This window comes from Halovivax sp., from assembly GCA_007119345.1.
In the GTDB taxonomy this organism is placed as follows: domain Archaea; phylum Halobacteriota; class Halobacteria; order Halobacteriales; family Natrialbaceae; genus Halovivax.
In genome coordinates this window covers 1-24,013 of record SKPV01000211.1, presented here as the reverse complement: position 1 = coordinate 24,013, position 24,013 = coordinate 1, and the positions used below count along the sequence as shown (strand labels likewise).

Below are 24,013 nucleotides of genomic sequence, written 5' to 3'. Positions count from 1 at the left end.
TAACCACCCCGACCGGGCGCGATCTAGGGTTCGGGAGCGGCCACGCGACGCTCGGTCGGCCGCGACGTTCCGGCTCCCGTCAGTAGTTCGACCACGTACGACGTGACGTCCACCTTTTCGGCCGTCAGCCGTTGGCGCCGGTCGGCCCAGCGGTCGGTGGCCGTCGGATCCGACGCCAGCTCCTCGACGAGGTCGATGGCCTCGCGCTCGTCGGCCGTCGACCGGAGCAGTCCGTACTCCTCTTCGAGGAGGCGAAAGTTACTCATGTCGCCGTCGCCGGCGAACGACTGCACGCGGACGGCGGGCGTCCCCAGGAGGGCGGCCTCGGTCGCCATCGTCGCCGAATCGCCGACGTAGCAGTCCGCGTAGTAGAGCAGATCGTGCGCCGCCGTCGGCGGGACTGGCGACCGGTACCGTTCGAGATCAGGGGGCAATTCGTCCGAGCTCGAGATGTAGACCGAACCGCGGTCGGCGAGCAGCGAGACCAGTTCCCGCTTGCCGTCGATCGAGAGCCCACCCTCTCCGACGTCGTGTAGCGCGTCCCACGTCTTGAATCGGCAAAAGAAGTACCGTTCGTCCGGATCGACCCCGAACTCGCGGAGTCGGTCGGGCGAGGGATCGAATCGATCGGGGTGAAGGTACGCGAGCTCCTGGAAGCCGTCGTAGCGCACGTGCGCGTCGCCGAAGTCGTCCTCGAAGTTCCGGGGCGTGGCGATCGCGTCGGCGAACGGCGCCATCAGCCGGTGAGAGGTGATGCCCTCGTTGTCCACGAAGACGACGCTCCGGGCGCCGACCAGGGGCGCGACGTGGGAGACGGCGACGCCGCCGATGGCCGTCATGACGTCGGGGTCGATCCGTCGAGCGCGTCCCAACAACCGAAGCTCGTACGTCAACTGCACCCGTGCGAGCCCCGCGAGCGATCGCTGCGGGCCGGCCAGAACCTCGTGCGGGATATCGTACGCTTCGAGCAGCGGGACGGCGACGTCGTTCTCCCTGGCGAACACGAAGACGTCGTGACCGTCCGCCTCGAGCTGATCGATCGCGTGGCGGTAGAAGTGGACGTGCGCCGGGTGCTGGATCGTCACGACGATCCTCATCCGTCGCTCACCTCCGGCGACCGTCGCTCGGTCCGTAGCCGTCGCTCACCGATAGCCCCTCGCTCGCCCGTCAGTCGTCGCTCACCGACAAACCCTCGCTCGGCCGGTAGCCGTCGCGTTCCATCGGGCCTCCTCTCACCCGTCATTCGTCGCTCACCACGAGCCCCTCGTTCGCCTGTCGATCGAACACCATCGCGAGCACCAACGCGGTGGCCGAACAGACGAACAGCACGGCCGCGGAAACGGCCGTCGCCGACGACGATTCGTCCCGACCGAACGCGGCGGCGACGGCCCCGATCGCCGCCGCGACGCCGGCGGCCGCGAGAGCGTAGAGGCCGACCAGGGGGTGGAAGTCCCGGAGGAGGTACCGAACGCCGAGGCGGTTAAGAAAGCGCCGCCAGAGCAGCCAGGAGAGTCTCGGGACGAACGTGCGGTACTCGATGTGACTCCGTTCCTCGCCGTAGACGGCGGGCATCGCGACGTCGGCGATCGGCAGTTCGCGCGTGTTCAGCGCGACGAGCAGGTCGTTCGAGAAGCCGTACTCCTCGTACAGCGCGTCGAGGTCGACCGCCTCGAGCGCCTCCCGCGAGATCGCGGTGTAGCCGTTCTGCGGATCGAGCATCTCCCAGTAGCCGGACGAAATCTTCGTCAACACCGAGAGCGTCACGTTACCGAACAGCCTGAACGCGGACATCTCCTCGTAATATTCGCGCCCGAGCAACCGATTGCCCTTGGCGTAGTGGGCCCGACCCTCCACGATCGGATCGAGCAGACGGTCGAGCTGGTCGGGGTCCATCTGGCCGTCGCCGGCCATGACCGCGGTCACGTCGATCCCGTCTTGGAGGGACCGCCGGTAGCCGGTCGTGATCGCCGCGCCGACCCCGCGGTTTTCCTCGTGACGGATCGGGACGACATCACTGCCGGTTTCGACGCCGCTTCCGTCGGTTCTGGCCCCTTCGACCGCCCCCGCCGCGACGGACCGGCCCCCTGGAGCGACCTCGTCCGCGGGGTGCGTCTCGCGGGAGGCGTGACGTCGAATCTCGTCCCAGGTCGCGTCGGTCGAGCGGTCGTCGACGGCGTAGACGCGATCGACGAAGTCCGGGACGGTGTCGATGACCTCTCCTACGAAACCCTCCTCGTTGTACGCCGGCACCACGACGGCGACGGTGTGATCGCGATACATGACTCGACTACCCGCCTCCGTTCCGGGTTCCGCCTCGATCGATCGCCCGCGCTCGACGTCCAGTCTCGATCATCTACCGTTCGGGTGCGTCCGCCGACGCATTGTTATTCCCGACCTGTGGGCCGAATAAGGGCGCGCTATCCGTCGGAGATTCCCGCAGGCGGACGTCGACGTGCGGTACGGGGCGCGAACAGGCCGAAACCGGCCGTACGGCGACCCGCTGGCGACCGCCTGTGCTGCGTTCGTCTCGGTTCCGGTCCCGCAGGCTCGGGCGGGCTTCCGACCGTCGTGAGAGAGTCCGAGCCGCTAGTCCGGAAGACCCGTCGGGAGTCAGTAGGCGATTCGTCGGCGGTGGTCGGGTGGACGCGTCGGGGCTCTTCGGGAGGACGCGTCGGGGCTCGTCCGAGGATCCGCCCGGGAACAACTCGATCGCGGCCGGGCGAACTCACCGAGAATCGGTCGTGAACGCGATTTCGGTCGAGGGGAGCATCGACACCGACCCACGTCGAGGTGTCCCGAGGAGGCGGCTTCCGCGAACCGCTCTACCGCCGAGCGAGCACGAGACAGCGCCGGGCGAGCACGAGACAGCGCCGGGCGAGCACGAGACAGCGCCGGGCGAGCACGAGACAGCGCCGGGCGAGTGCGACTGCGACGGAGGTCGGCTCCGGTCGGCGTCACTCGAAGACGGGAGTTCGTTCGGACGGAGCGCTCGGCCGATCCGTCGCTGGGGAGACCCGCCACGGAGTGCGTGAGGACGTCGTGGTCAACGTCGACGGTCGATACCGACGGGAACCTCGATGGTGACGGGCCGGGGCCCGGAGTCGGTCGTGACGACGTCTCGGAAACGGCGACGCGAGCGCGAATCCCCGCGGCGAAACGTCTCGCTTACCGGCAGACCGATCGGTTCCACCGACGCGTAGCCCGACGCTACGGATCGATGGCCGATGGTAGGCGGTCACGAAATATGGTCGTCCTCGGAACAGTCAGGACGACGCATGTCACGACCGCAGCGGTCTCCGGCGCCGGCGACCGACGACGCCGCCGGCGCGACCGTCCTCCTCACCGGAGCCGGTACGCCGGGGGCGGCCGGCATCCTCACCGGAATCGAACGATCGGGCCTCCGGACGACCCTCGTCGGCGCCGACGCGCACGAGGACGCCTACGGATTCGCCATGGTCGACGAGTCGTACGCCGTCCCCCACGGGAGAGCCGAGGGATACCTCGACAGCGTCCGTGATCTCGTCGCGCGCGAGGCGGTCGACGTGATCTTCCCGACCGAACGTGACGACCTCGAGCCGTTGGCCGAGGCGAAAGCCGAGTTCGCCGACCGGGGCGTGACCGTGATGGTTTCCGATCCCGACCCCCTCTCGATCGCGAGCGAGCGCGGACGGCTCTACCGGTTCCTCGAGCGAAACCAGTTCGCCGCCGCCCCCGACTTCGGGTGCGTCGACGAACGCGACGACTTCGTCGCCGCCGTCGAACGCCTCGGGTACCCCGAGCGACCGGTCCGGATCGCGAGATCCGGGGACGACGAAGCGGACGGCGTCCGTATCCTCCGTTCCACCGCCGACCGTACCGAACTGCCGGCCGAGAGCCGTCCCGGAACCCTCGAGACGACTCTCGAAACCGTTCTCGCGATTACGGACGAGTTGTCCACCTTCCCCGAGTTCGTCGTGATGGAACACCTGCCCGGCCCCGAGTACGGGGTCGACATCGTCGCCACCGACGTCGCCGTCCCGGCCGTCGTAGCGCGACGGCGCGAGCGGACCAGCGCGGGCGCGACCGTCGCGGGCACCGTCGAGTACGACGAGCGTCTGATCGCGAACGCGCGGGCGATCGTCGCCGCGCTCGACCTCGAGTACAACGTCACCTTGCGGTTTCGATACGACGCGGACGACCGACCGAAGCTCGTCGAGATCGCGCCCTACGTCTCCGGATCGATCTCGCTCTCCGTCGGTGCCGGCGCGAATCTGCCGGCGATGGGACTGCGTCACGCCCTGGACCGACCCGTCGAGGAACCCGACGTCGCGTGGGGAACCTCGATGCGGCGATACTGGCAGGAACTGATCGAGACGCCCGCCGGGCGAACGGTCACCCTCCGGCAGTGATACACGCGAGAGTGACGCCCGATCGCGTTCCGAGCGTCGTCCGCGCGAGAGGGACGTCCGATCGCGTCCGTGGGTGATCCGCGCGGGAGTCGCCCCGACGACGTCGCCCGCGGGGCGAATCGTCGGGGTCGGCCTCACCCAGAAAGCACCAGCAGGAGGACCAGGGTGAGGATCACCGTGACGAAGAGGACGGTGAGCCCGATCGTCGCCCGCAGGTACAGCCGCGAGGGCGCGCCGCCGTCGGTGGGCCGACCGCCGTTCGGGTGCAGCCCGACGCCGGGGACGTACCGGGCGGCGCGCTCGACCGCCAGCACCGGATTGTTTCCGATCCAGTAGCACCGGACCACGAGCCCGACGACCGCGCGGTCGACCGCGGCGTAGAGTTCGGTGACGGCGAGCATCGTCGCGCGCCCGAGGTAGAACGTCGCCGGGCTGAGAACGAACGCCGGGTCGGGGTAGTCCATCTTCGACAGCGGCTTGCGGATGAGCTTGAAGCCGACGACGGAGACGGCGATCAGGATGGCCGCGTCCTGCAGGTGACTCGCGCTGTACGGATCGAGCGCCTCCGGCGCGTCCGGCAGGCCGGCGAATCCGGTGCCGTCGACGAGCGGCAACAGGTCGGTGAAGATCGGCCACCCCACGAACGGGAGTCCGAGCAAGACGCAGGCCCCGCCGACGGTGAGCATCGAGGTCGACTGTCCGAGCTTCGAATCGAGTACGGATCGCTCGCTCGGCCCGTGCAAGAACACGTAGTACCCCAGCTTGATGAACGAGAGGAAGGTACCGATCGCCCCGATGAACAGCAGCCAGTACAGCGCCCGGTACTCGGTCGTCCCGTAGTAGCCGGGATTCGCGGCGTCGAGGATCATCCCCTTGCTGATAAACCCGCTGAAGCCGGGGACGGCGGTGATCGAGAGCGCGCCGATGGCGAACGCGATCGCGGTGATCGGCATCTCGCGCCAGAGCCCGCCGAGCTTGTAGAGGTCGTTCTCGTTCGTCCGGTAGATGACGACCCCGACGGCCATGAACAGCAGGCTCTTGTAGAGCACGTTGTTGAACAGGTGGCCCATCGCGCCCGCGGCGCCGATGGCCGTCCCGATGCCGATGCCGGCGACCATGTACCCCAGCTGGGCCTGGATGTGATAGGACAGCAGCGCACGCATGTCGTGCTGGAGCAGCGCGAAGACGACGCCGTAGACGGCCATCAGCCCGCCCATGTACGCGAGGTAGAGGTTCCCCTCGGGCACCGCCCGCAGCAGGACGTAGGCGCTGGTCTTGGTCGTGAAGGCCGCCAGGAACACCGAGGCGGCGAAGTGCGGCCGCGGATAGGTGTCGGGCAACCAGGTGTGGAACCCGACGAACGCGACGTTGACGCCGATCCCGAGGACGGCGAGGATCATCGGGAGACCGCCGAACGCACCGGAGATGCCGCCGGTGATGATCGCCTCTCCGTACTCCACGCCGTCGCCGTAGACGAAGCTCCCGGTCCCAGCGTAGTGGGCGATCACCGCGAACAGCACCAGGCTGCCGCCGATGCCGTGAGCGATCGCGTAGCGGTAACCCGCGCGAACGGCGTCGCCGCCGTAGTGCCAGACGAGCACCGTGGACGTGATCGCCATCAGCTCCCAGGCGAACACGAGCGTGAGCCAGTCGCCGGCGAAAACGGCGGCGATCGTGCTGGCCACGTACGCCAGCGCGATGGCCGTCATCTCCCTGGATGCCTCGCTCGAGTGGGCGTAGACGACCGCGAACGCTCCCAGGAACGCCAGCCCCAGCGCGACGAAGCTCGTGTACTCGTCAACGAGGAACGGCTGGACGGCGAACCCGAGGAACGTGCCCTCGAGGTGAACGCCTTCGGGTGCGACCCAGGCGACGACCATCACCCAGCCGAGGCTCGCCGCACCCAGGGCGAACCCGACGATCCGCGGCACCACGAGGATCAGTAGCGCCGCCGCGAAGATCAGCGCGGGCGGATAGATCGTCGTCGCGAGCTCCTCGATCATTCCTCGAACACCCCCGTCTCTTCGAGGACGTTAGTTCCGGTGACGTCCTCGACGATCTGGTTCGCGAGTTCGAGGAAGACGGCGTGGTCGGGGACCACGCCGAGCACCACGGCGCCCGTCGCGATGACGGCGATCGGCATGACCATGAGCCACGTGCTCTCGGAGAACGGGTCGCGCCGCTCCCAGCCGCCCGGCGGCGGTCCGCCGTGGTGGTCGTGGTGGTCGCCGTGATCGTGGTGATCCTGGGCGTGAGCCCCGTGACCCGCCGGATCCGGTTCGTCGGCGCCGAAGGGGACGTCCGCGTCGCTGGGATGGTGATCGACGGCGTACCCGGGCTCGTCCCCGTCGGCGTCGCCGACGGACCTCGCATCCTCGTCCACGTCAGTGGGCGTCCCGGCGCCCTTGCCCTCGGACTCGTCCTCGTCGTCGTCGGCGGGTTGGGGCTGCCCGCCGTCGGATCGGAGATCGGACGAGGATCGCGAACCGCGGGTTCGCTCACCGCCGTCGGTCGCCATCCCCTCCGTCACGCCGTAGGAGCGGCGCGTCCCGCCGGGCGGGAACTCGAGGAGCGGCTTCGCGTCGTGGCGGTCCTCGCTCTCGAAGAACGCCGTGTAGACGACCGGCCACAGGTACGCGATGTTGAGGATCCCGGAGACGATCAGCGCCGTCGAGAACAGCCAGTAGCCGCCGCCGACGTTCCCGGCCCCGATCAGCAGGTAGAGCTTGCTGACGAAGCCGGCCACGAGCGGCATTCCGGCCATCCCCGCCGAGCCGATCGCGAACGCGGACATCGTCAGCGGCATCCGCTTGCCGACGCCGGCCATCTCGCTGACGTAGTCCGTGTGGGTCTCGACGTGGACCGCCCCGGCACAGAAGAACAGCGTCAGCTTCCCGAACGCGTGAGCGGGAATGTGCAACAGTGCGCCGAGCATCGCGAACGGGTTCATGATCGACAGCCCGAGGACGATGTACGATAGCTGGGCGGTCGTCGAGAACGCGAGCCGGCGCTTGAGGTGATCCTTCCGGAGCGCGATGACGCTCGCCGCCACCAGCGTGAACGCGGCCATGATCGCGACCGGAACGTTGAGACCGACGTCGCCGACCGCGGGCACCGAGAGCGGGATCTCGCGGATGGTGTCCGGACCGACGGTGTCGAGGTAGACCCGCGCCACGCCGAAGGCGCCGGATTTGACGACGGCCACGGCGTGGAGCAGTCCGGACACCGGCGTCGGCGCGACCATCGCGTCGGCCAGCCAGGAGTGAAGCGGCATGACGGCCGCCTTCACGCCGAACCCGGCGATCAACAGGAAGAACGCGAGCTGGGCGAACGCCGGCTCGACGGCCGCGGCGTCCGCCAGGGCGGGCATGCCCCCGGCCTCGAACGCGAGGGTGCCCTCGCCGGCGTGCACCTCGGTCAGCCAGTAGACCAGCACGGTCCCGGCGAGCAGGAAGACGCCGCCGCCGAAGAACGTGTACGCGAGGTACTTCCGGCCCGCGATCCGGGCCTCGTCGTCCTCGTTGTGCGCGACCAGCGGGTAGGTGACGAGACTGAGCAGCTCGTAGAAGATGAAGATCACGAGCAGGTTCGACGCGAACGCGATGCCCACGGCGGTCGAGAGGCTCGCCGCGAACGCAGCGAAAAACCGCGTCTGGGCGTGCTCGTCCAGCCCGCGCATGTACCCCGCCGCGTAGAACGAGGTGAAGATCCACAGGAAGCTCGCGAGCAGCGCGAACAGCATCCCCAGCGGGTCCGCGCGCAGGGCGAAGTCGACGCCGAGGACGAACGTGTGTCCGGTCGCCTCCTCCAGGCTCCAGTAGTACACCGTCCCGTCGGTGACCCCCGGGAGCATGCTGGCGACGATGCCGAATTTTGCCAGGGCGGCCAGTACGGACCAACCCTCGCGGACGTTCGGGTGGCGATACGACGCGACGATCAGGACGACCGCGAGCGCCGAAACGAGCACGGCGGCCAGCGGACGCGGGTCGGCGACCAGCTCACTCATCTGCGAACACCTCCTCGACGAACGGTTCCAGCGCGTCCCAGAACGGCTCGCCGGCGAAGCCGAGCGCGACGGCCAGGACGGCGGTCGCGACGACGATCGCGAGCATGCCGAACGAGACGGCGCTCGCGTCGACGCCCTCGCCACCAGCCGTGCGGGCGACGCCGCCGGAACCGGAGCCGTCCGAGGGAGCGCCATCGGCCGACTCGTCCCCGCCGTCGGGTTCGATCGGCGCTCCGCCGTCCGTCGCCAGCCCCGGCGCGTGTGGCGACTCGGTCGGCGTCGCCGGCGTGAAGTACATCGCCTCCAGCAGGCGAGCGACGTACAGCAGCGTCAGCATCGTCGACAGGAAGATGACGGCCGCGACCGTCCAGACCTCGGCCTGGACGGAGCCGAGCGCGATGTACCACTTCCCGACGAACCCGATCGACGGCGGGATGCCGATCAGCGCGATCCCGAGGACGGCGATCGACGCGGCGGCGACCGGCCGGTGGTCGGCGAGGCCGGCGTACTCTCGCACGCGGCGGGCGCCGTAGCCCGCGGCGACGACGCCGACGCCCATGAACAGTCCCGCCTTCATCAGCCCGTGACCGATCAGGTGGACGATCGCGCCGATCAGCGCGGTCTGGGTCGCGATCCCGTACGCCGCGACGATCAGGCCGAACTGCGAGACCGACGAGTACGCGAGCATCCGCTTGACGTCACGCTGCATCACGGCCGTGATCGAACCCGCCATCACGCTCGCGACGCCCACGGTCAGGATGACCTCCCGGACGAACGGCGTTTCGGTGACGAACTCGGGGCCGTAGACGGTGAACAGGACCCGACCCAGCGCGTACGCGGAGACCGTCGAGACGAGCGCCGCGATCAGCGGCGTCACGCCGTCGGGGGCGCGCTGGTAGGCGTCCGGCTGCCAGGTGTGCAGCGGCCACTGGGCGACCTTGATCGCGAAGCCGACGAAGACGAACGCGAAGGACGCCGCGACCAGCTCCGGACTGTCGACGCCCTCGGCGATCGCATCGCCCAGGTACTCCATATTCAGGTGGCCGGTCGCCATGAACAGCAGCCCGACCCCCAGCAGGTACAGCGAGGCGCCGAGCGTGCTCAGGATCAGGTACTTGAGCGCGGCGACGGCCGACTCGGCGGCGTCGCCCTTCGCGACCAGCCCGTAGGTCGCCAGGCCGACGATCTCCAGGAAGACGAACATGTTGAACGCGTCCCCCGTGAACGAGAGTCCGAACAGGCCGCCGGTCAGCAGCAGGTAGCCCGCGTAGAACGTCGACCCGCGGGGACCGCCCACGCGCGTGTACGCGAGTACCCCGAGTGCGGTGCCGGCGATCAGCAGGGCGATCATCGTCGAGAACTCGTCGGCGACGAGCTCGATGCCGTACGGCGCCGGGTAGCCGCCGACCTCGTGGTAGACGGTCCGCTGTTCGCCGGCGGTAAACACGTCGCGAGCGACGGCGATCGTCGCCGCGAACAGGCCGAGACACGTCACCAGCGCGACGGACCAGCCGGTCCGCTCGAACTTCAGGCCGAGCACGAGCGGTACCGTCGCCGCCAGAATCGGCACGACGATCAGCAGCGCCGGGAGCGCCTCGACGCCCGGGAGCGCAGACGTCGACGCGTCGACGTCGACCACCAGCGGTCCGAGGGCGGCGAGGTCACTCATCGGCACGCACCTCCCTGAGTGTGTCCTCGCGCAAGGTACCGTACTCGGCGTAGATGCGGACGACCAGCGCCAGCCCGACCGCGGTTAGGGCGACGCCGACGACGATCGCGGTCAGCACGATGACGTGCGGAAGGGGGCTGGCGAGGATCAGTTCTCCCGGGTTCGGGTCCGTCGGCACGACCGGCGAGGAGCCGCCCTCCACGTAGGCCACCGAGACGAAAAAGAGGAAGATGGCCGTCTGAAAGAGGTTCACCCCGATGATCTTCTTCACGAGGTTCTGGCTGGCGATCATCATGTAGAGGCCGATCGCCAGCAGGACGAACATCGTCACGTACGCGTACTTCGTCGCGAGGATCTCCAGTACCATCAGTCGTCACCTCCGGTTCGTCGGTCTCGTTCCGACTCGTCGTCGCCGGCGCCCTCCCGCAGTTCCGGCGGAAAGCCGGCCGCCGTCGCGAAGAACAGCGTCACGACGACACCCGCGACGATCAGCGCGATGCCGCCGATTTCGATCGCCTCCATCCCCCACTTCGTCCCGTCGGGGATGCCGAGTTCCTCCGCGAAGCGGTCGTACTGGAGGAAGTTCCCGCCCAGAGCCATCGCGGCGAAGCCGACGCCGATGAACACCGCGACGCCGCCGGTCACGAGGACCGTGACGAGCGAGTTTTTGAGCCACCGTCTCGTCGGCTCGATCCCGAACGCGAACGCGAGCATCAAGATTGTGACGCCGATGATCGCGCCGCCCTGAAAGCTGCCGCCGGGCGTGTCAGCCCCGTGGAACGTCATGAACAGCCCGTAGGTGAGCGTGAACGGGGCGATGATCTTCACCGCCGTCATGATCACCTGGCTCTCGGTGTAGGTGTCGTCGACGGGATCGGCCATCAGGTGAACACCTCCCGTTTCAGGACGGTGAGGACCGCCACCCCGGCGGCGAAGACGACGACCGCCTCGCCGAAGGTGTCGAACCCACGGTAGGCCGCCAGCACGGCCGTCACGGCGTTCTGGACGCCGGTATCGGCGTAGGTGCTCTCCAGGTAGTGCTGGGTGACCTCGGCGTTCGACCAGACCGGCGCCGTCGGATCCCCGACCTCGTACATGTGGGGCAAGATCCCGACCATCGTCACCACGAGGAAGGCGCCCGCGGCGAGCGCGGCGGGAACGTTGATCCGCTCGAACGTCCGCTCGGAAGTCGGGCGCGTCGTCCGGGCGATCGTCAGCAAGAGCAAGATCGTCGTGACGCCCGCGCCGATCGCCGCCTCAGTCATGGCGACGTCCGGCGCCAGAAGGAACGTGTAGATGATCGCCATCCCCAGGCTGTAGGCCCCGAAGACGACGATCGCGGACAGGACGTCCCGAAACAGCGCGGTGGCGACGGCGGTGATGACGACGAAGATCGCCAGCGTGAACGCGACGGCGCTCATTCGTCGCCACCTCCGGCGGCGTCGGGTTCGTCCCGGACGTCGCTCGGCGCCGCGTCGTGTCGACCTCCGTCCGTCGCGGTACCATCCTCGTACTGGTCGTCGGCGCCCTCGGTATCGGCTACCCCCACGCCGCCGTCGTGGTCGGTCGCCGGCGTCCAGGGCTCGATGCCGGTCTCCGAGGCCGAGCGGGCGATCGCGTGGGCCGCCGTGGGATTCGTGATGAAGACGAAGAACAACAGGAGGACGGTGTAGATGCTCGCGTGCTGCCAGCCGAACGCGAGGGCCACGGCGGCGAGGGCCATCCCCGCCCCCAGCGTGTCGGTCTGGGACGCCGTGTGTGCTCGCGAGTAGACGTCCGGTAGCCGGAGGACGCCGACGGCCGAGACGAACGTGAAGAACAGGCCCAGGGCGACCAATACCATGATCGCCCAGAAGCGCAGCTCGTCGAGGGCGCCGCCCGTTTCGATCAGGGCGACCGGCGCGGTTTCTATCGCGGCCCCGTACTCGCTCGCGATGTCCGGCGAGCCGTCGCCGGCGATCACAGCACACCACCCCGCTCGACCGTGAACTTCGAGACGGCGACCGCCATCAAGAAGTTCAACAGGGCGTAGATCAGCGCGACGTCGAGGAACCAGGGCTCGTCGAGGCCGGCCGCGAGCAGCGCCAGGATGACCACGGTGTTCGTCCCGAGAACGTTCACCGCGAGCAGGCGGTCCTGCGTGGTCGGGCCCTTCACCGCCCGATAGAACATCGCGATGGCGAGGACGACGAACAGCGCCGCTGCGCCCAGGAAGACGTCCTCGACGGTGATCCACTCGGGCGTCATCGCTCGTCACCTCCGAGAACGTCCGTATCGCCGCGCTCTTCGGGCGTCGGGATGCGGGCCGCGTCGCGGCCGTAGAAGACGAACCTGACGGCGCGCTCGAGTCGACCGCCGAAGAGGTCCTCGCGGGCGTCCGGAATGAGCGTGTGGACGATCAGACGCTGGTCGTTCGCCCGTACCGTGAGGGTCCCGGGCGTGAGCGTGATGCTGTTCGCGAGCGCGAGCATCGGGAGGCCGCTCCGAACGCGAGCGCGCACTCGCGTGAGCTTCGGATCGATCGGCATCGACGGACGCAAGATGACGACCGAGATCAGCAGGTTGGCCTTCACGATCTCGTAGATGAGGTACGGTACGTACAGGGAGAATCGGACGACCCGGATCGGCGACTGGATCCGCCGTGGAGGGGTCGAGAACGTGATCTGAGCGAGCGTCAGCGAGACGATACCGGCGACGGCCGCTCCGGTCACCAGGTCGAACCAGTAAGTCGGGTCGCCCAGGACCAGGTAGAAGCCGTAGGAGATCCAGAAGAGCGCGAAGACGCGATCGAACGTGGCCTTCCCGACCAGTCGCTCGTGTCTGGCCGGCCGGTCGACCGGCGCTTCCTCGCACGCGAGACCCTCCGCTTCGAGTTCGCGTTCGAGCGGCTGCAGAATCGGGACCGTGCCGCCCGGCTGATACTCGGGGTCGAACATTAGTCGCTCGATGTCGTGTTCGTCGGCGTACTCCTCGAGCACGCGTGCGTAATCGCGCGGACCGAACAGGTACTCGTCTCTGCCGAGGACGGCGGTGGCGACGGAGACGTTCGAGTCGGCGAGGTCCTCGCGCGCCCAGGACGCCGCCCTGTCGAGCAGCGTCTCGGACGCCGAAATCGCCCGCCGTCCCTCGGGAACGCCGGCGTCGTAGGGCACGGCCGTCACGAGGTGAAGCGTCCCGGCCCCGTCGTCCTCGCGTAACGTTCGGGTCGCGTGTGCGATCGTTTGCCGGAGCGTCACCGACTCCGACACCGGAACGAGAAGACGCTCAGCCGCCACCGACCTCACCGCCGGCGAACCGACGTTCGTTGTGCATGGTGCTGGTAGCTGTTAGTCGACTCAAGCGGCACCCACAGGAAAACCATTTCGTTATTCGCCGACCGAAACCGCGATTCGACGGGTCGACGGTGGCGAATATTGCGTCGTACGGTAGCGAGTGACACCACGGCATCGAGCCGAGGACGCCACGTCCGCGATCGCGCGCGGGCCGTCGTCGACCGGGTGTCACGCGCCGTCGTTCGAGCGGGCGAGCCGGCGTCACAGCTCACCGGCGTCCTTCGAGGGGTTTACGTAGCGTTCGCCCCCACTCCAGGGCGATGACGCTCTACGCGCGAGTACGACCGCTCGCGTTCTCGCTCCCGGCCGAAACGGCCCACGGGCTCGGCAAGCGCGTGCTCCGCGGGCTGCAGGCCACCGGACCGACCCGCGTGGCCGTTCGTTCGCGGTATCGGTATCGCCACCCGGCCCTCGAGGTCGACCTGTTCGGGACCCGGTTCCCGAACCCCGTCGGCGTCGCTGCCGGGTTCGACAAGAACGCGGAGGTGACCCGCGCGCTCGCGGATCTCGGGTTCGGCTTCGTCGAGATCGGAACGGTGACCCCGTACCCGCAGGCCGGAAACGACCGACCGCGACTGTTCCGGCTCCGCGAGGACGAGGCGATGATCAACCGGATGGGCTTCAACGGCCACGGAATGGAACGCGTACGCGAGCGCCTCGCCGCGGAGGAGCGTCCCGACGTCCCGCTCGGCGTCAACGTCGGCAAGATGAACACCTCCGACGAGCGGGAGGCGCTGGAGGACTACCGGCGCGTGTTCGATCGCCTCTACCCGTTCGGCGACTACTTCGTGGTCAACGTCTCCTGTCCCAACACGCCCGACGAGTTCGACGAGGACGACCCCGAGCACCTCCGAGCGATCTTCGAGACGCTGGAAGCGGAGAACGCGGACGACAAACCCGTACTGGTGAAAGTGGGCCCGGACTCCCCGCGCGAGTCGCTGTACGAACTCGTGGACATCGTCGAGGAGTTCGGACTCGACGGCGCGGTCGCGACGAACACGACGACCTCGCGCGAGGGGATCGCGTCGCCGAACGGCGACGAGTGGGGCGGGCTGAGCGGGAAGCCCCTCGAGGACCGGTCGACAGACGTGATCCGCGCGCTCGCCGAGTACACGGACCTGCCCATCATCGGGGTCGGTGGCGTCGACTCGGCGGAAAGCGCGTACGCGAAGATCCGGGCCGGCGCGTCGCTCGTCCAACTCTACACCGGCTTCGTCTATCACGGACCCTCGACCGCCCGGCGGATCAACGAGGGACTGGTCGAGCTGCTCGACCGGGACGGATTCGGATCGGTCGAAGACGCCGTCGGGGCGGATCTGCAGTAACCGTCAGTGCGGCGCGGGTTCGAAGCCGTCGGATAGGCGCGGTGCGGGTTCGAATCCGTCGGATCCTAGTCGTCGTTCACGTCCACTCGCGTCCCGAACCCGGACTCGCCGACGACCTCGCCATCCTCGTAGACGACCTCGCCACGGACGACCGTGGCGACCGCTTTCCCGGTGAACGATTCGCCCTCGAACGGGGTGACGCAGTTCTTCGAGTGGAGGTCGTGACGATCCTCGAGCGTCCACTCGAGATCGGGATCGACGATCGTGAAGTCGGCGTCGGTACCGATCTGGAGCGACCCCTTCCGCGGATACATCCCCCAGACCTGGGCCGGACGAGTCGAGTGACGGTACACCCACTCCTCCAGGGAGAGCCGGCCCTCGGCGACGAACGTGAGCATGACCGGCACCTCCGTCTCGAGGCCGACGAAGCCGGAGATGGCGTCCCAGGTGTTTCCGAACGGATCGTCGACCAGCTTCTCTTCGTCCGTGTGCGGGGCGTGGTCCGTCGCGACGCAGTCGATCGCGCCGTCCTCGAACGCCGCCCAGAGGCGCTCGCGTTCCGCCGCGTCGCGGATCGGCGGTTGAATCCTGGCGACGTTACCCTTCTCGCGGAGTACGTCCTCCGTGAACCAGAGGTAGTGGGGCGTGGTCTCGGCCGTGACGTCGACGTCCCGCGCCTTGCCGCGGGCGACGGCTTCGGCGCCCGAGCCAGAGGAGACGTGGTACATGTGGATTTTCGCCCCGGTCTCCTCGGCGAAGGTGATCATCCGCTCGATCGCCTCCCGCTCGGCGATCACCGGCCGGGAGTGCGCGAAGTCGATCGGTTCGTTCCTCCCCGCCTGTCGGTAGGCCGCCTCGTAGTGGTCGATGATCTCGCCGTTCTCCTCGTGGAAGCCGAGGCGTTTTCCGGTCTCCCCGACGAGCTCCATCGCCTCGAGGATCTCGCCGTCGGTGGGCGCCGGAACGTCGCCGACGGTGGATCCGAGAAAGATCTTGTAGCCGAGCGCGCCGGCGTCGTCGAGGTCGGGGATCCGGTCGAGGTTCTCGGAGGTGACGACGGCGTAGCTCTGGAAGTCGACGCGGGCGCTCGCTTCGCCGCGCTCGAACTTCAGCTCGAGGCGTTCCGGGCGGTCGATTATCGGATCCGTGTTCGGCATCCCGACGACGGTGCACACGCCGCCGGCCGCGGCGGCCCGGGTCGCCGACTCCCAGTCTTCCTTGTACTCGAGTCCGGGTTCCCGGTTGTGGATGTGACAGTCGACGATCCCCGGGACGAGGACGTGACCGCCCGCATCGAACACGCGGTCGGCCTCCGGCAGCCGATCGGTCCTCGCGAGCCCGACGATCCGCCCGTCCTCCACCGCGACGCCCGCGTCGGACGTCCGCCCCTCCGGGGTGACGACGGTACAGTTTCGCACGACGAGGTCGACGGTCATCGACCGAAGTTCCCGACGCCCGGGGAAATAGCTTCTGAAGGCGTCCCGGATGCGTCTGAAGCCGGGTACCGATGGGTTCGGTACCGCCACAGCCCTGGCGTAGGTATCGACTTCCGCCGGGATGGGGCGAGCCAGGATCGCACTTCGCGCGAGTATCGGCGGGATAGTAATTCGATCGTCCGTGGTCGACTCCCGAAAATGCCATCACATCGACCGTCGGACCGAACGATCCTCGTCACCGGCGGCCCGGGTTCATCGGCAGTCACCTGACCGAGGCGCTCGTCGACGACAACGAGGTCCGCGTGCTCGACGAACTGTCGACCGGATCCCGGGCGACCGTTCCCGACGCGGCGACGACGATCGTCGGGGACGTCCCCGACGGCGGAGCGCTCGAACGCGCGATGGCCGACGTCGACGTCGTCTTTCACCAGGTCGCGGTGGTCGACGTCGGACGAACCGTCGAGCACCCCCGGGAAACCAACGCGACGAACCTGGACGGGACGCTGGCCGTCCTCGATCGCGCCCGCGAGGAGGACGCCCGCGTGGTTCTGGCCTCGAGCGCCGCCGTCTACGGCTCCGCGGACGAGCTGCCGATCGCGGAGACGGCACCGTTCGAGCCCCGTTCGCCGTACGCCGTCCAGAAATCGGCGGCCGACGAGTACGCTCGGCGCTACGCCGATCTGTACGAACTCCCGACGGTCGCGCTGCGATACTTCAACGTCTTCGGACCCGACCGGCGCGGCCCGTACAGCGGCGTGATCTCGACGTTCCTCTCGCAGGCCCGGGCGGGCGACCCGATTACCGTAAACGGCGACGGGGAGCAGACACGCGATTTCGTCCACGTCGACGACGTGGTGCGCGCTAACCTGCTGGCGGCGACGACCGACGACGTGGGCGCGGCCTACAACGTCGGTTCAGGCACGCGGACCTCGATCCGAGAGCTCGCCGAGACCGTCCGCGACGCGACGGGCGCCGACGTGCCGATCGTCCACGAGGACCCCAGACCGGGCGACGTCCGCCACAGCGTGGCCGATCTCTCCCGGGCGAGCCGTCGACTCGGCTACGAACCGACGGTGGAACTCGAGGACGGACTCCGATCGCTCTCCGCACGCCGGACGAGAACGGCGACTTCCGACCGGACGGCGTGAGCCCGCCGTCGGAGAGCCAGAACGCGAGTTCCCGACCGCCGTCGGTCTCCCGAAATCGGCTCCTGCTGGCACAACCGTCTCCCGGAACGGAGTTTCTGGGCCACCGTCGATTTCCCGGATCGGAATTTCCCGGCCGCCGGTCTCCCGGATCGAGCAGCTGAAGGGGAACCATCGACAGCCAGTGTTTTGACTCGGTTACGCTGGTATTTCCCGGAAGGGGCCCGTCCGTACTCGCGAAAGCGCGGCCTCGCCGCCGCTCGCGGGGGTCGACCGTTCCGAGTACGTGAGAGATAACTAACGGCGTCGCTGGCAACCGTTCGTCCATGATCGCCAGCCTCGTGATTTTCGCGGTGAGCTTGCTAATCGGCGCGCTCGGCATCTACCTCGGTGCCAAGATTATCGTCGACGTGGAGGACTACACCTACGCGATCGTGACCGCGTTGATCGGCGCCATCATCTGGGCCGTCGTCGCCCTGTTCCTCGGCTGGATCCCGGGGCTCGGACCGCTGCTCGCGCTCCTCGCGTACCTGGCGGTGGTCAACTGGCGATATCCCGGCGGTTGGACCCAGGCGATCGGCATCACGCTCGTGGCCTGGGTATCGGTGTTCATCGTGCTGTCGATCGTCGCGTTACTCACGCCGATCGAATTAGGCGCGATCGGCGTTCCCGGCGTCTGAGGAATCAGGGCTTCGATATCGCTGGCCACGCTTCGATATCGCCGTCCACGCTTCAGAGCCTTCGCCGCCGCTTCAGACCCTTCGGCCGTCGAGCCTGCCAACCGGTCCGGATCGGTCAATCGCTCACTACGGCCGGGAACGACGGTCGACTCTTGCGGCGATCGCCGTTGGACCGTCGAACGGTCGACGACTCGTCCGACCAGCGTCACGCGTGGGCGTCGTGACAAGTTGGGTGCTAGAAACGTCCGAGGGGTCGTGGGAAGACGCCGCCGACCAGGACGTGATGAACGCCAGTGAGGCGAACGAGGTCGTTCGAGCGATCGAACTGAAGTCCCGGACGGCCAACGAGGAAGTCGACGAGATCACCGAGTTCGAAGCGACCGTCGAGATCGCCGACCCGATCGCGAGCCTCTCAACGGTCGTCCGTTTCGGGAAGCGCGTCGACCATCACGACCGCTTCTCCGTCGACGACGAGCTCGTCTCCCCGCTCGACGCGGGTCTCGAGGCGGTACCGGTCGTCGCCGAGGGCCTCGACGATCTCGACGGTCGCGGTGACCTCGTCACCGATCTCGACCGGCGCCACGAACTCGAGGTCCTGGGAGAGGTAGATCGTGAGACCCGGCAAGCGGGCCAGGGCGGCGCTGATCAACCCGCCGACCAGCGTCCCGTGAGCGATTCGGCCGCCGAACCGCGTCTCCTCCGCGAAGCTGTCGTCGAGGTGCAGTCGGTTGGTGTCGCCGCTCGCATCGGCGAACTGGCGGACGTCGTCGTCGGTTACGGTCTTCGTGAACGTGATCACGTCGCCGACGTCGATCGCTTCGACGTCGTCGACGGACCGTTCGAACTCCCAGCCAGGGCGCCGGTGCTCGACGGATTCGACGTCGCGGTACTCGCCGTTCGACCACTCGACCGGACGCATCGCCGCGGCGGTCGCTCTGTTCGCCTGGACCATGCTGGAGACGACGTGATCCGAGACTCGGGACCAGGCCCGGAAGGTTTCGATTAGCGGGGTCATCTGTTGGATGGGCGGCCGTCCGAACCGCGCCCCCACGGAGCGGGCAGCGTGAGAGATCGGACGAAACGTGTTACCTCATCCCAACCTTAGCGCGTGGAGAAATAAACGTTCTGCCAGCATCGCTTCGGGTTTCGTGGAAAACGTGAGCCTGAATGAGACCGTTCGACCGCGGTGACGATCCGTCTGCGAAACCGTTCGATCGTCGAGGCCGGTTCGAACCCTCGACGTCGGTTCGAACGGAATCGCACGGCGAGAGGACGGTCGGGGAGATTCCGTCCCGGGTCCGAGCGTCGAATGACAGGAAACGGATTATTCGAGGTGAATTCCACGAGCGGGAGTAACACCGAATCGACTGAAAAAGTGCTTTGTGACCGGCTGGCGTTACGTTTGGACACGCCGAACGTCGACTCCCACCGACTATCTACGTTACAATGGACGGACCACTAAAACGGGCGACATCGATCGTGGAGGCGCGGTCCCGAGCGATCGGTGGCCGGACCGACGGATGGATCGTTCTCCCGGTCGCGCCGGGGATCGACGTCACCGGCGCGGCCGACGCCTCGACGGTAGTGGCCGGTATCGGCATCGGTCTGCTCGCGGTCATCGGCGCGATACTCATCGCGCAGAACCGCCTCGACCGACGGCGCGAGAGGGGACCCGTCGATCGGGACGAACCCGAATCGGAGATCGTCACCGACCGTGAGCGGGTCCACGCGCTCATCGAGGAAAACGGCGGACGGATGAGACAGACGGAGATCGTCGAATCGGTGGAGTGGTCGAAGGCGAAGGTCAGCCGGCTGCTGGCGGACCTGGAATCGGACGACGAGATCACCAAACTCCGCCTGGGACGGGAGAACCTGATCTGCCTCCCGGGCAACGAGCCGCCCGCCTCGCGCTCGTCCGAACAGGGTCGCAGCGAGTGACGTCGGAAGCCGATCAACCGGGCGAGCTATCAGCCAGGTGAGGCGGTCGGTCGGGCCAGCGGTCAGACAGATGAACAGGTCAGCCGAGAAAACCGGTCAGCCGAGCAAACCGTACAGGCAGGCCACAGCGACGGCGAGCAGCGACACGACGCCCCAGAGCAAGGGATCGACCGCGGTGACCAGCGGCAGCCCGAGGCCGCTCAAGATGACCGCAACCAGACCCCCGACGGCGACGGCGAGCGAGAACAGGAGGACGTGGTCCTCCGCGGACTCGGCCGACTCGATGTAGCCGCGAACCTCCTCGAAGTGGGGCCCCGGTCTGATCGTCTTCTCTTCGGCATCGTAGACGATGACGTCGTCCTCCTCTAACTGTGGAAGGTGGGTTTGCTGGAGGGAGACGTAGACGCTCTTGTAGAGGTTATTCGGCACCTGTGCGGTCTCCGACTCGCGCTCTGCGATCGCCGTCGCGATCTCAGAAACCTCGACGCGTTCGCGCCTGTCGGCGAGGAGCGATACGATCGCGCGACGCCGGTCGTTTCCCAGGATGTGAAAGATCTCACTCTCCGCGAGCTCCCCGTCCCGGTCCGTTTGTACCGACATCGTCATCCGTCGAGCGTCGTCTCAGTCGTCGACATCGATCCACCACCTCTGGTCATTGGTGCTCACCGGTTCGGCTAGTGGCCCCTTTAACGTGGTGAAAGACGTCAACGCGACATTTATATATTTCGAGAATACGCCGGTCGCCGACGACGGCTCGACTCCGAATCCGTCCGGTCGCCGGGACCGGGTCGCCGCGATCGGGGGGTCAGAGCGCGAGACGGTTTCGAACCCGCCGTTCGGGCTGGCGCCGATCGGTCACTCGCCCGGGAGGTGGCCGCCGGACTGCATCTCCCGGTAGGTCGTACAGGCCGGACAGCCGTGCACGACGTCGCCGTTGTCGCCGAAGACGCGCGCGAATTGTTGCGTGACGTGGGTTCCGCACTTCCGGCAGCGGGTACCAGTCGTCGACGATTCCATGGGGGTCCAGTTGTGTTGTCTCGATTTCATAGCTGTCTCGGTCGCTGAATGGTTGTCGACGTCTCCAGAGTCGACGCCGGTCCATCACCCGTCCGTCGTCCCGATGCCCCGTTCCGCGCGGTGCGGTCGGAGACACCACCTCCCGCCACGGCGGGACGGCGACGAGAGGTTTCGACGGGCATCACTACAGCCAGGCGGCGGGACTCGAATAAAGGCGACAGACTGTTCACCCGGTCCGATCGGGACTGACCGGCGGAAATAGCGTATTTCGTCGCCCGAGGCCCGCTCGAAGTGCAATAGCCGCAGTCACGAGACCGATATCGGACGAGTCCCAAGAACCCTTAACCGGGTTTCGTCGCGAGTTCCGAGGCGTAAGAGATCCTTACGGAGGGTTGCCGCCCACGGAGCGAACGACGACCCCCAGGAAATCCCGAATTTCCGTATCGAAGATCGACGTTTCGTTTTGGAATGTGGATCGTTATAAAATACTCTCCGACGTAACCGTCGTGCCAGATGGAGCGTCATCGTGCCTACGCGGACTCGATCGTCCCGTTCGCGCCGTACGCGGCGTCGAAATACGCAGCAACGACCGTCGGCGGGGCCTAACGATGTCGAGCGAACCGAGCTCTCCCGGCCACCGAACGGACGCGGGATCGGACTCGACGGTCGAGCCGGCCGTCCGGCTCGACGTCCTCGGCAACGAGTGCTCGCGAACGATCCTCGTCGCCACGCAGGACGGTCCCCGAACGGCGAAGGAACTGACCGAACGCACCGACTGTTCGTCCGCGACGGTGTATCGGCGGATCAACGACCTGCTCGACGGCGACCTCCTCGAAGAGTGCGTCCGCTTCGAGGAAGGTGGCTCTCACACCACCGCGTACAGAGCGACGGTCGAAGAGGTCCGCGTCCACATCGAACCGAACGGGATCGAGGTATCCGTGACCGGACCCGACGCGTAGCGGGCGAGAACGCACTCGTCGCGGGTACGGACCGTCGGCACCCTGCCGATCAGCCGTCGGACCAGTACGGATCCGGGCGATCGACCCCGAGTTCGAAAATCGTTGGAAAACGGGACGGTCGATTTCGAAGACCGTTTCAGAAGCCGAATTTAGCTTGAAAGGTGTATTGATACTGCTGTATGATGCGGATAACAAATATCCAATCAGCGAAACGGTCTACGCGATTGAGCAATGCACGATCTGACCGGCTTCCAGCGAGACCTCCTGTACGTGATCGCCGGCGCCGACCAACCGTCGGGCCAATCGGTAAAGGACGAAGTCGAGAAGTACTACAGTTCGGAGATCAACCACGGACGGCTCTATCCGAACCTCGACACGCTCGTCAACAAAGATCTGGTCGAGAAAGGCCAGCTGGACAGGCGAACGAATTACTACGCGATCACCGACGAGGGACGAGATCGCATCACGAATCGCCGCGAGTGGGAAGAACAGTACGTCGAATTCTGACCGGTCGCGTCGAGCCGTCCGTCGAGAGTCTCGCACCCACCGGCAGAGATATCGCACAGACCGTTTTCCAGCGGGGATAGCGTCCACGTTCTCCGGCAGTAGTAGCGCCCGTGCCCACTCAAAGCGGCTCCGCAGCCGGCCTCTCACGCCGGTACCGCGCTCGGAGGCCGTTCGTCCGCAGACAATCGCCGGCCGTCGAACGGTCTCCGTCCAATGCCATCGCGACCTTTCTCCGGCGCAATCCGACGAGCTACACCGAGTGCGATCGCGGATCGACCGAAAGCCCCGGGCTTTTCGGTGAATGCGCGTCGGACGAGCGCCCCACCGTCGGCCGTTGTGGCGGCCGTCAGATCGTCGACGGTGCTCGATCGAGACGTGCCGAGATTCGCCTGCTTTCGATCCGAATATTCCGGATTTCGACCCGAGTCGGGTAACTCGCCCATAACTAACCGAACCACGGACGATTGATTCGACGATTCGAGGATGACACGCTTCCAGTTCCCGCTCTCCGCCTCGACCCCGCCGACGGACGCCGGACGGACGGTGATCGGATGAGTTCACCGACCGAGACCGGTCGGCGATTCGAGATCGTCCGCCGCTATCCGGCCGATCTGGCGGCCGTCTCGCTGACCGCACTCGTCTGTTACTACGCCGTCACCACGCTCTCGCCGGGGAGCACGCTTCGGGTCGGTGCCGCCATTCCGCTGTTGTTTTTCCTGCCCGGGTTCGCGCTCGTTTCGATTTTCTTCCCGGCGACCGAACGATCGGCTCCACCCGGTACGGGCGGTCCCGACCGACCCAGAGGGGTCGACTCCGTCGAACGGCTCGGCCTCTCGTTCGCCGTATCGATCGCCATCCTGCCGGTGATCGCGATCATCTTCGGGATCACCGCCGGCGTCGTCGACGTCGGACTCGAGCGTACCCCGGCGGCCGCCGCCCTCGCCGGACTGACGGTGGTCGCCGCGCAACTCGGCGTCGTGCGTCGACTCCGATTGCCCCCCGAGGAGCGATTCGTCGCCAGGCCGTTCGCCTGGATCGACCGGCTCGGCTACGACGGGCGGGCGAACGTCGCGAGCCTCTCGACGGTCCTGCTGATCGCCGCAGTCTGCGTGGCCGCAGGCGCCCTGGTGTTTGCGCTCGCCTCGCCGCTCGCCGGCGCCGAGTACACCCAGTTAGCTCTCTACGGCGAGGACGAGGACGGCGAGTACGTCGCCGGCGAGCTGCCCGAGGCCGTCGAACCGGACGCCGAGATCCCGATGGCTCTCGAGGTCGCTAACAACGAGGGCGAGGAGCGCAACTACACCGTGGTGATCCAGCAACAGCGGGTCGACGACGGGACGGTCCAGGATCGAACCGAGCTCGACCGGATCGAGTATCGGCTCGATGACGGCGAAATCGAGCGCGAAGAGCTGACGATCCAGCCGACGGCCGAAGACAACGAGACGGTCCGCATCGTCGCCCTCCTGTACGACGCGGACGCCGGAGACGTCCCCGCGACCCCCGGAATGGACGACGCCGACCACGACGTCTACTTCTGGACGCACGTGACCGAAGACCCCGACGACGACGGCGACATCGTCGTCGGCGAGGCCGGTGAGGACGACGCGGCGG

General features: G+C 67.3%; 21 protein-coding genes and 2 pseudogenes. 8 read left to right on the top strand and 15 right to left on the bottom strand.

The window, feature by feature from the left end; translation table 11 throughout:
- Positions 1–23: 23 nt before the first annotated feature.
- Positions 24–1,097, bottom strand: coding sequence for a DUF354 domain-containing protein (locus QZT59_RS14815; protein WP_290818079.1), 1,074 nt, complete (start codon positions 1,095–1,097; stop codon positions 24–26).
- Positions 1,098–1,239: 142 nt separating this feature from the next.
- The gene (locus QZT59_RS14810; RefSeq protein ID WP_290818076.1) at positions 1,240–2,280 is read right to left on the bottom strand and encodes a glycosyltransferase family 2 protein; all 1,041 of its coding nucleotides are present in this window, start codon (positions 2,278–2,280) and stop codon (positions 1,240–1,242) included.
- A gap of 995 nt (positions 2,281–3,275) precedes the next feature.
- On the opposite strand from QZT59_RS14810, the gene QZT59_RS14805 reads away from it, so the two are divergent.
- Positions 3,276–4,388: an ATP-grasp domain-containing protein gene (locus tag QZT59_RS14805; RefSeq protein WP_290818073.1), complete on the top strand. Its 1,113-nt coding sequence runs from the start codon at positions 3,276–3,278 to the stop codon at positions 4,386–4,388.
- Between the two features lie 134 nt (positions 4,389–4,522).
- On the opposite strand, the gene QZT59_RS14800 is transcribed toward QZT59_RS14805, so the two are convergent.
- From QZT59_RS14800 to QZT59_RS14760, 9 genes and pseudogenes are all read right to left on the bottom strand, one after another.
- Positions 4,523–6,391: a Na(+)/H(+) antiporter subunit D gene (locus QZT59_RS14800; protein ID WP_290818071.1), complete on the bottom strand. Its 1,869-nt coding sequence runs from the start codon at positions 6,389–6,391 to the stop codon at positions 4,523–4,525.
- Entirely contained in the window at positions 6,388–8,394 is a 2,007-nt protein-coding gene (locus QZT59_RS14795; protein WP_290818068.1) for a proton-conducting transporter membrane subunit, read from the bottom strand. Before QZT59_RS14795 ends, QZT59_RS14800 begins: the two co-directional genes overlap by 4 nt.
- Positions 8,387–10,063, bottom strand: a complete 1,677-nt coding sequence (locus QZT59_RS14790; RefSeq protein ID WP_290818065.1) for a monovalent cation/H+ antiporter subunit D family protein — start codon at positions 10,061–10,063, stop codon at positions 8,387–8,389. Before QZT59_RS14790 ends, QZT59_RS14795 begins: the two co-directional genes overlap by 8 nt.
- Positions 10,056–10,430, bottom strand: a complete 375-nt coding sequence (locus QZT59_RS14785) for a cation:proton antiporter subunit C (RefSeq protein ID WP_290818062.1) — start codon at positions 10,428–10,430, stop codon at positions 10,056–10,058. Before QZT59_RS14785 ends, QZT59_RS14790 begins: the two co-directional genes overlap by 8 nt.
- The gene (locus tag QZT59_RS14780) at positions 10,430–10,945 is read right to left on the bottom strand and encodes an MnhB domain-containing protein (protein WP_290818059.1); all 516 of its coding nucleotides are present in this window, start codon (positions 10,943–10,945) and stop codon (positions 10,430–10,432) included. The genes QZT59_RS14785 and QZT59_RS14780 overlap by 1 nt, the downstream gene beginning before the upstream one ends.
- Positions 10,945–11,484 carry a DUF4040 domain-containing protein gene (locus QZT59_RS14775; RefSeq protein WP_290818056.1) on the bottom strand — a complete coding sequence of 180 codons (540 nt, stop codon included), beginning with the start codon at positions 11,482–11,484 and terminating at the stop codon, positions 10,945–10,947. Before QZT59_RS14775 ends, QZT59_RS14780 begins: the two co-directional genes overlap by 1 nt.
- Before the next feature lie 131 nt (positions 11,485–11,615).
- Positions 11,616–11,906: pseudogene (gene mnhG, locus QZT59_RS14770) on the bottom strand (monovalent cation/H(+) antiporter subunit G); the annotation flags it as partial.
- A gap of 116 nt (positions 11,907–12,022) precedes the next feature.
- Positions 12,023–12,310 (bottom strand): cation:proton antiporter, encoded by a 288-nt coding sequence (locus QZT59_RS14765; protein WP_290818053.1) that lies wholly within the window; start codon positions 12,308–12,310, stop codon positions 12,023–12,025.
- Positions 12,307–13,338, bottom strand: coding sequence for a monovalent cation/H+ antiporter subunit E (locus QZT59_RS14760; protein ID WP_290818051.1), 1,032 nt, complete (start codon positions 13,336–13,338; stop codon positions 12,307–12,309). The genes QZT59_RS14765 and QZT59_RS14760 overlap by 4 nt, the downstream gene beginning before the upstream one ends.
- Positions 13,339–13,655: 317 nt before the next feature.
- Here QZT59_RS14760 and QZT59_RS14755 point away from each other — a divergent pair, with 317 nt between their 5' ends.
- Positions 13,656–14,720 carry a quinone-dependent dihydroorotate dehydrogenase gene (locus QZT59_RS14755; protein WP_290818048.1) on the top strand — a complete coding sequence of 355 codons (1,065 nt, stop codon included), beginning with the start codon at positions 13,656–13,658 and terminating at the stop codon, positions 14,718–14,720.
- 65 nt (positions 14,721–14,785) lie between these two features.
- Here the strand turns inward: QZT59_RS14755 and allB are convergent, their stop codons facing one another.
- Positions 14,786–16,156, bottom strand: coding sequence for an allantoinase AllB (allB, locus tag QZT59_RS14750; protein WP_290818045.1), 1,371 nt, complete (start codon positions 16,154–16,156; stop codon positions 14,786–14,788).
- Positions 16,157–16,354: 198 nt separating this feature from the next.
- Here allB and QZT59_RS14745 point away from each other — a divergent pair.
- Positions 16,355–17,304 (top strand): annotated as a pseudogene (locus tag QZT59_RS14745) (NAD-dependent epimerase/dehydratase family protein).
- Between the two features lie 323 nt (positions 17,305–17,627).
- Positions 17,628–17,981, top strand: coding sequence for a hypothetical protein (locus QZT59_RS14740; protein WP_290818042.1), 354 nt, complete (start codon positions 17,628–17,630; stop codon positions 17,979–17,981).
- A 412-nt stretch (positions 17,982–18,393) separates the two neighbouring features.
- Here QZT59_RS14740 and QZT59_RS14735 read toward each other — a convergent pair whose 3' ends face one another.
- Positions 18,394–18,996 (bottom strand): MaoC family dehydratase, encoded by a 603-nt coding sequence (locus QZT59_RS14735; RefSeq protein WP_290818039.1) that lies wholly within the window; start codon positions 18,994–18,996, stop codon positions 18,394–18,396.
- Positions 18,997–19,460: 464 nt separating this feature from the next.
- Between QZT59_RS14735 and QZT59_RS14730 the strand changes: the two genes are divergently transcribed.
- Positions 19,461–19,919, top strand: coding sequence for a helix-turn-helix domain-containing protein (locus QZT59_RS14730; protein ID WP_290818036.1), 459 nt, complete (start codon positions 19,461–19,463; stop codon positions 19,917–19,919).
- Positions 19,920–20,015: 96 nt separating this feature from the next.
- Here QZT59_RS14730 and QZT59_RS14725 read toward each other — a convergent pair whose 3' ends face one another.
- Both QZT59_RS14725 and QZT59_RS14720 read right to left on the bottom strand, forming a co-directional pair.
- Complete coding sequence (locus QZT59_RS14725) at positions 20,016–20,519, bottom strand: ArsR family transcriptional regulator (protein ID WP_290818033.1); 504 nt, start codon at positions 20,517–20,519, stop codon at positions 20,016–20,018.
- A gap of 255 nt (positions 20,520–20,774) precedes the next feature.
- Entirely contained in the window at positions 20,775–20,966 is a 192-nt protein-coding gene (locus QZT59_RS14720; protein ID WP_290818030.1) for a hypothetical protein, read from the bottom strand.
- A gap of 578 nt (positions 20,967–21,544) precedes the next feature.
- Here QZT59_RS14720 and QZT59_RS14715 point away from each other — a divergent pair.
- The 3 genes from QZT59_RS14715 to QZT59_RS14705 form a co-directional block, all read left to right on the top strand.
- Positions 21,545–21,895 carry a helix-turn-helix domain-containing protein gene (locus QZT59_RS14715; protein ID WP_290818027.1) on the top strand — a complete coding sequence of 117 codons (351 nt, stop codon included), beginning with the start codon at positions 21,545–21,547 and terminating at the stop codon, positions 21,893–21,895.
- Between the two features lie 231 nt (positions 21,896–22,126).
- Positions 22,127–22,402 (top strand): PadR family transcriptional regulator, encoded by a 276-nt coding sequence (locus QZT59_RS14710; protein WP_290818024.1) that lies wholly within the window; start codon positions 22,127–22,129, stop codon positions 22,400–22,402.
- Positions 22,403–22,953: 551 nt separating this feature from the next.
- Positions 22,954–24,013: DUF1616 domain-containing protein (locus tag QZT59_RS14705; protein WP_290818021.1), on the top strand; the 1,060-nt coding region annotated here is incomplete at its 3' end.

Bases quoted from the DNA above. Each gene is read 5' to 3' on its own strand.
- QZT59_RS14815 (WP_290818079.1), bottom strand. From the start codon at position 1,097: ATGAGGATCGTCGTGACGATCCAGCACCCGGCGCACGTCCACTTCTAC.
- QZT59_RS14810 (WP_290818076.1), bottom strand. From the start codon at position 2,280: ATGTATCGCGATCACACCGTCGCCGTCGTGGTGCCGGCGTACAACGAG.
- QZT59_RS14805 (WP_290818073.1), top strand. From the start codon at position 3,276: ATGTCACGACCGCAGCGGTCTCCGGCGCCGGCGACCGACGACGCCGCC.
- QZT59_RS14800 (WP_290818071.1), bottom strand. From the start codon at position 6,391: ATGATCGAGGAGCTCGCGACGACGATCTATCCGCCCGCGCTGATCTTC.
- QZT59_RS14795 (WP_290818068.1), bottom strand. From the start codon at position 8,394: ATGAGTGAGCTGGTCGCCGACCCGCGTCCGCTGGCCGCCGTGCTCGTT.
- QZT59_RS14790 (WP_290818065.1), bottom strand. From the start codon at position 10,063: ATGAGTGACCTCGCCGCCCTCGGACCGCTGGTGGTCGACGTCGACGCG.
- QZT59_RS14785 (WP_290818062.1), bottom strand. From the start codon at position 10,430: ATGGTACTGGAGATCCTCGCGACGAAGTACGCGTACGTGACGATGTTC.
- QZT59_RS14780 (WP_290818059.1), bottom strand. From the start codon at position 10,945: ATGGCCGATCCCGTCGACGACACCTACACCGAGAGCCAGGTGATCATG.
- QZT59_RS14775 (WP_290818056.1), bottom strand. From the start codon at position 11,484: ATGAGCGCCGTCGCGTTCACGCTGGCGATCTTCGTCGTCATCACCGCC.
- QZT59_RS14765 (WP_290818053.1), bottom strand. From the start codon at position 12,310: ATGACGCCCGAGTGGATCACCGTCGAGGACGTCTTCCTGGGCGCAGCG.
- QZT59_RS14755 (WP_290818048.1), top strand. From the start codon at position 13,656: ATGACGCTCTACGCGCGAGTACGACCGCTCGCGTTCTCGCTCCCGGCC.
- allB (WP_290818045.1), bottom strand. From the start codon at position 16,156: ATGACCGTCGACCTCGTCGTGCGAAACTGTACCGTCGTCACCCCGGAG.
- QZT59_RS14740 (WP_290818042.1), top strand. From the start codon at position 17,628: ATGATCGCCAGCCTCGTGATTTTCGCGGTGAGCTTGCTAATCGGCGCG.
- QZT59_RS14735 (WP_290818039.1), bottom strand. From the start codon at position 18,996: ATGACCCCGCTAATCGAAACCTTCCGGGCCTGGTCCCGAGTCTCGGAT.
- QZT59_RS14725 (WP_290818033.1), bottom strand. From the start codon at position 20,519: ATGTCGGTACAAACGGACCGGGACGGGGAGCTCGCGGAGAGTGAGATC.
- QZT59_RS14720 (WP_290818030.1), bottom strand. From the start codon at position 20,966: ATGAAATCGAGACAACACAACTGGACCCCCATGGAATCGTCGACGACT.
- QZT59_RS14715 (WP_290818027.1), top strand. From the start codon at position 21,545: ATGTCGAGCGAACCGAGCTCTCCCGGCCACCGAACGGACGCGGGATCG.
- QZT59_RS14710 (WP_290818024.1), top strand. From the start codon at position 22,127: ATGCACGATCTGACCGGCTTCCAGCGAGACCTCCTGTACGTGATCGCC.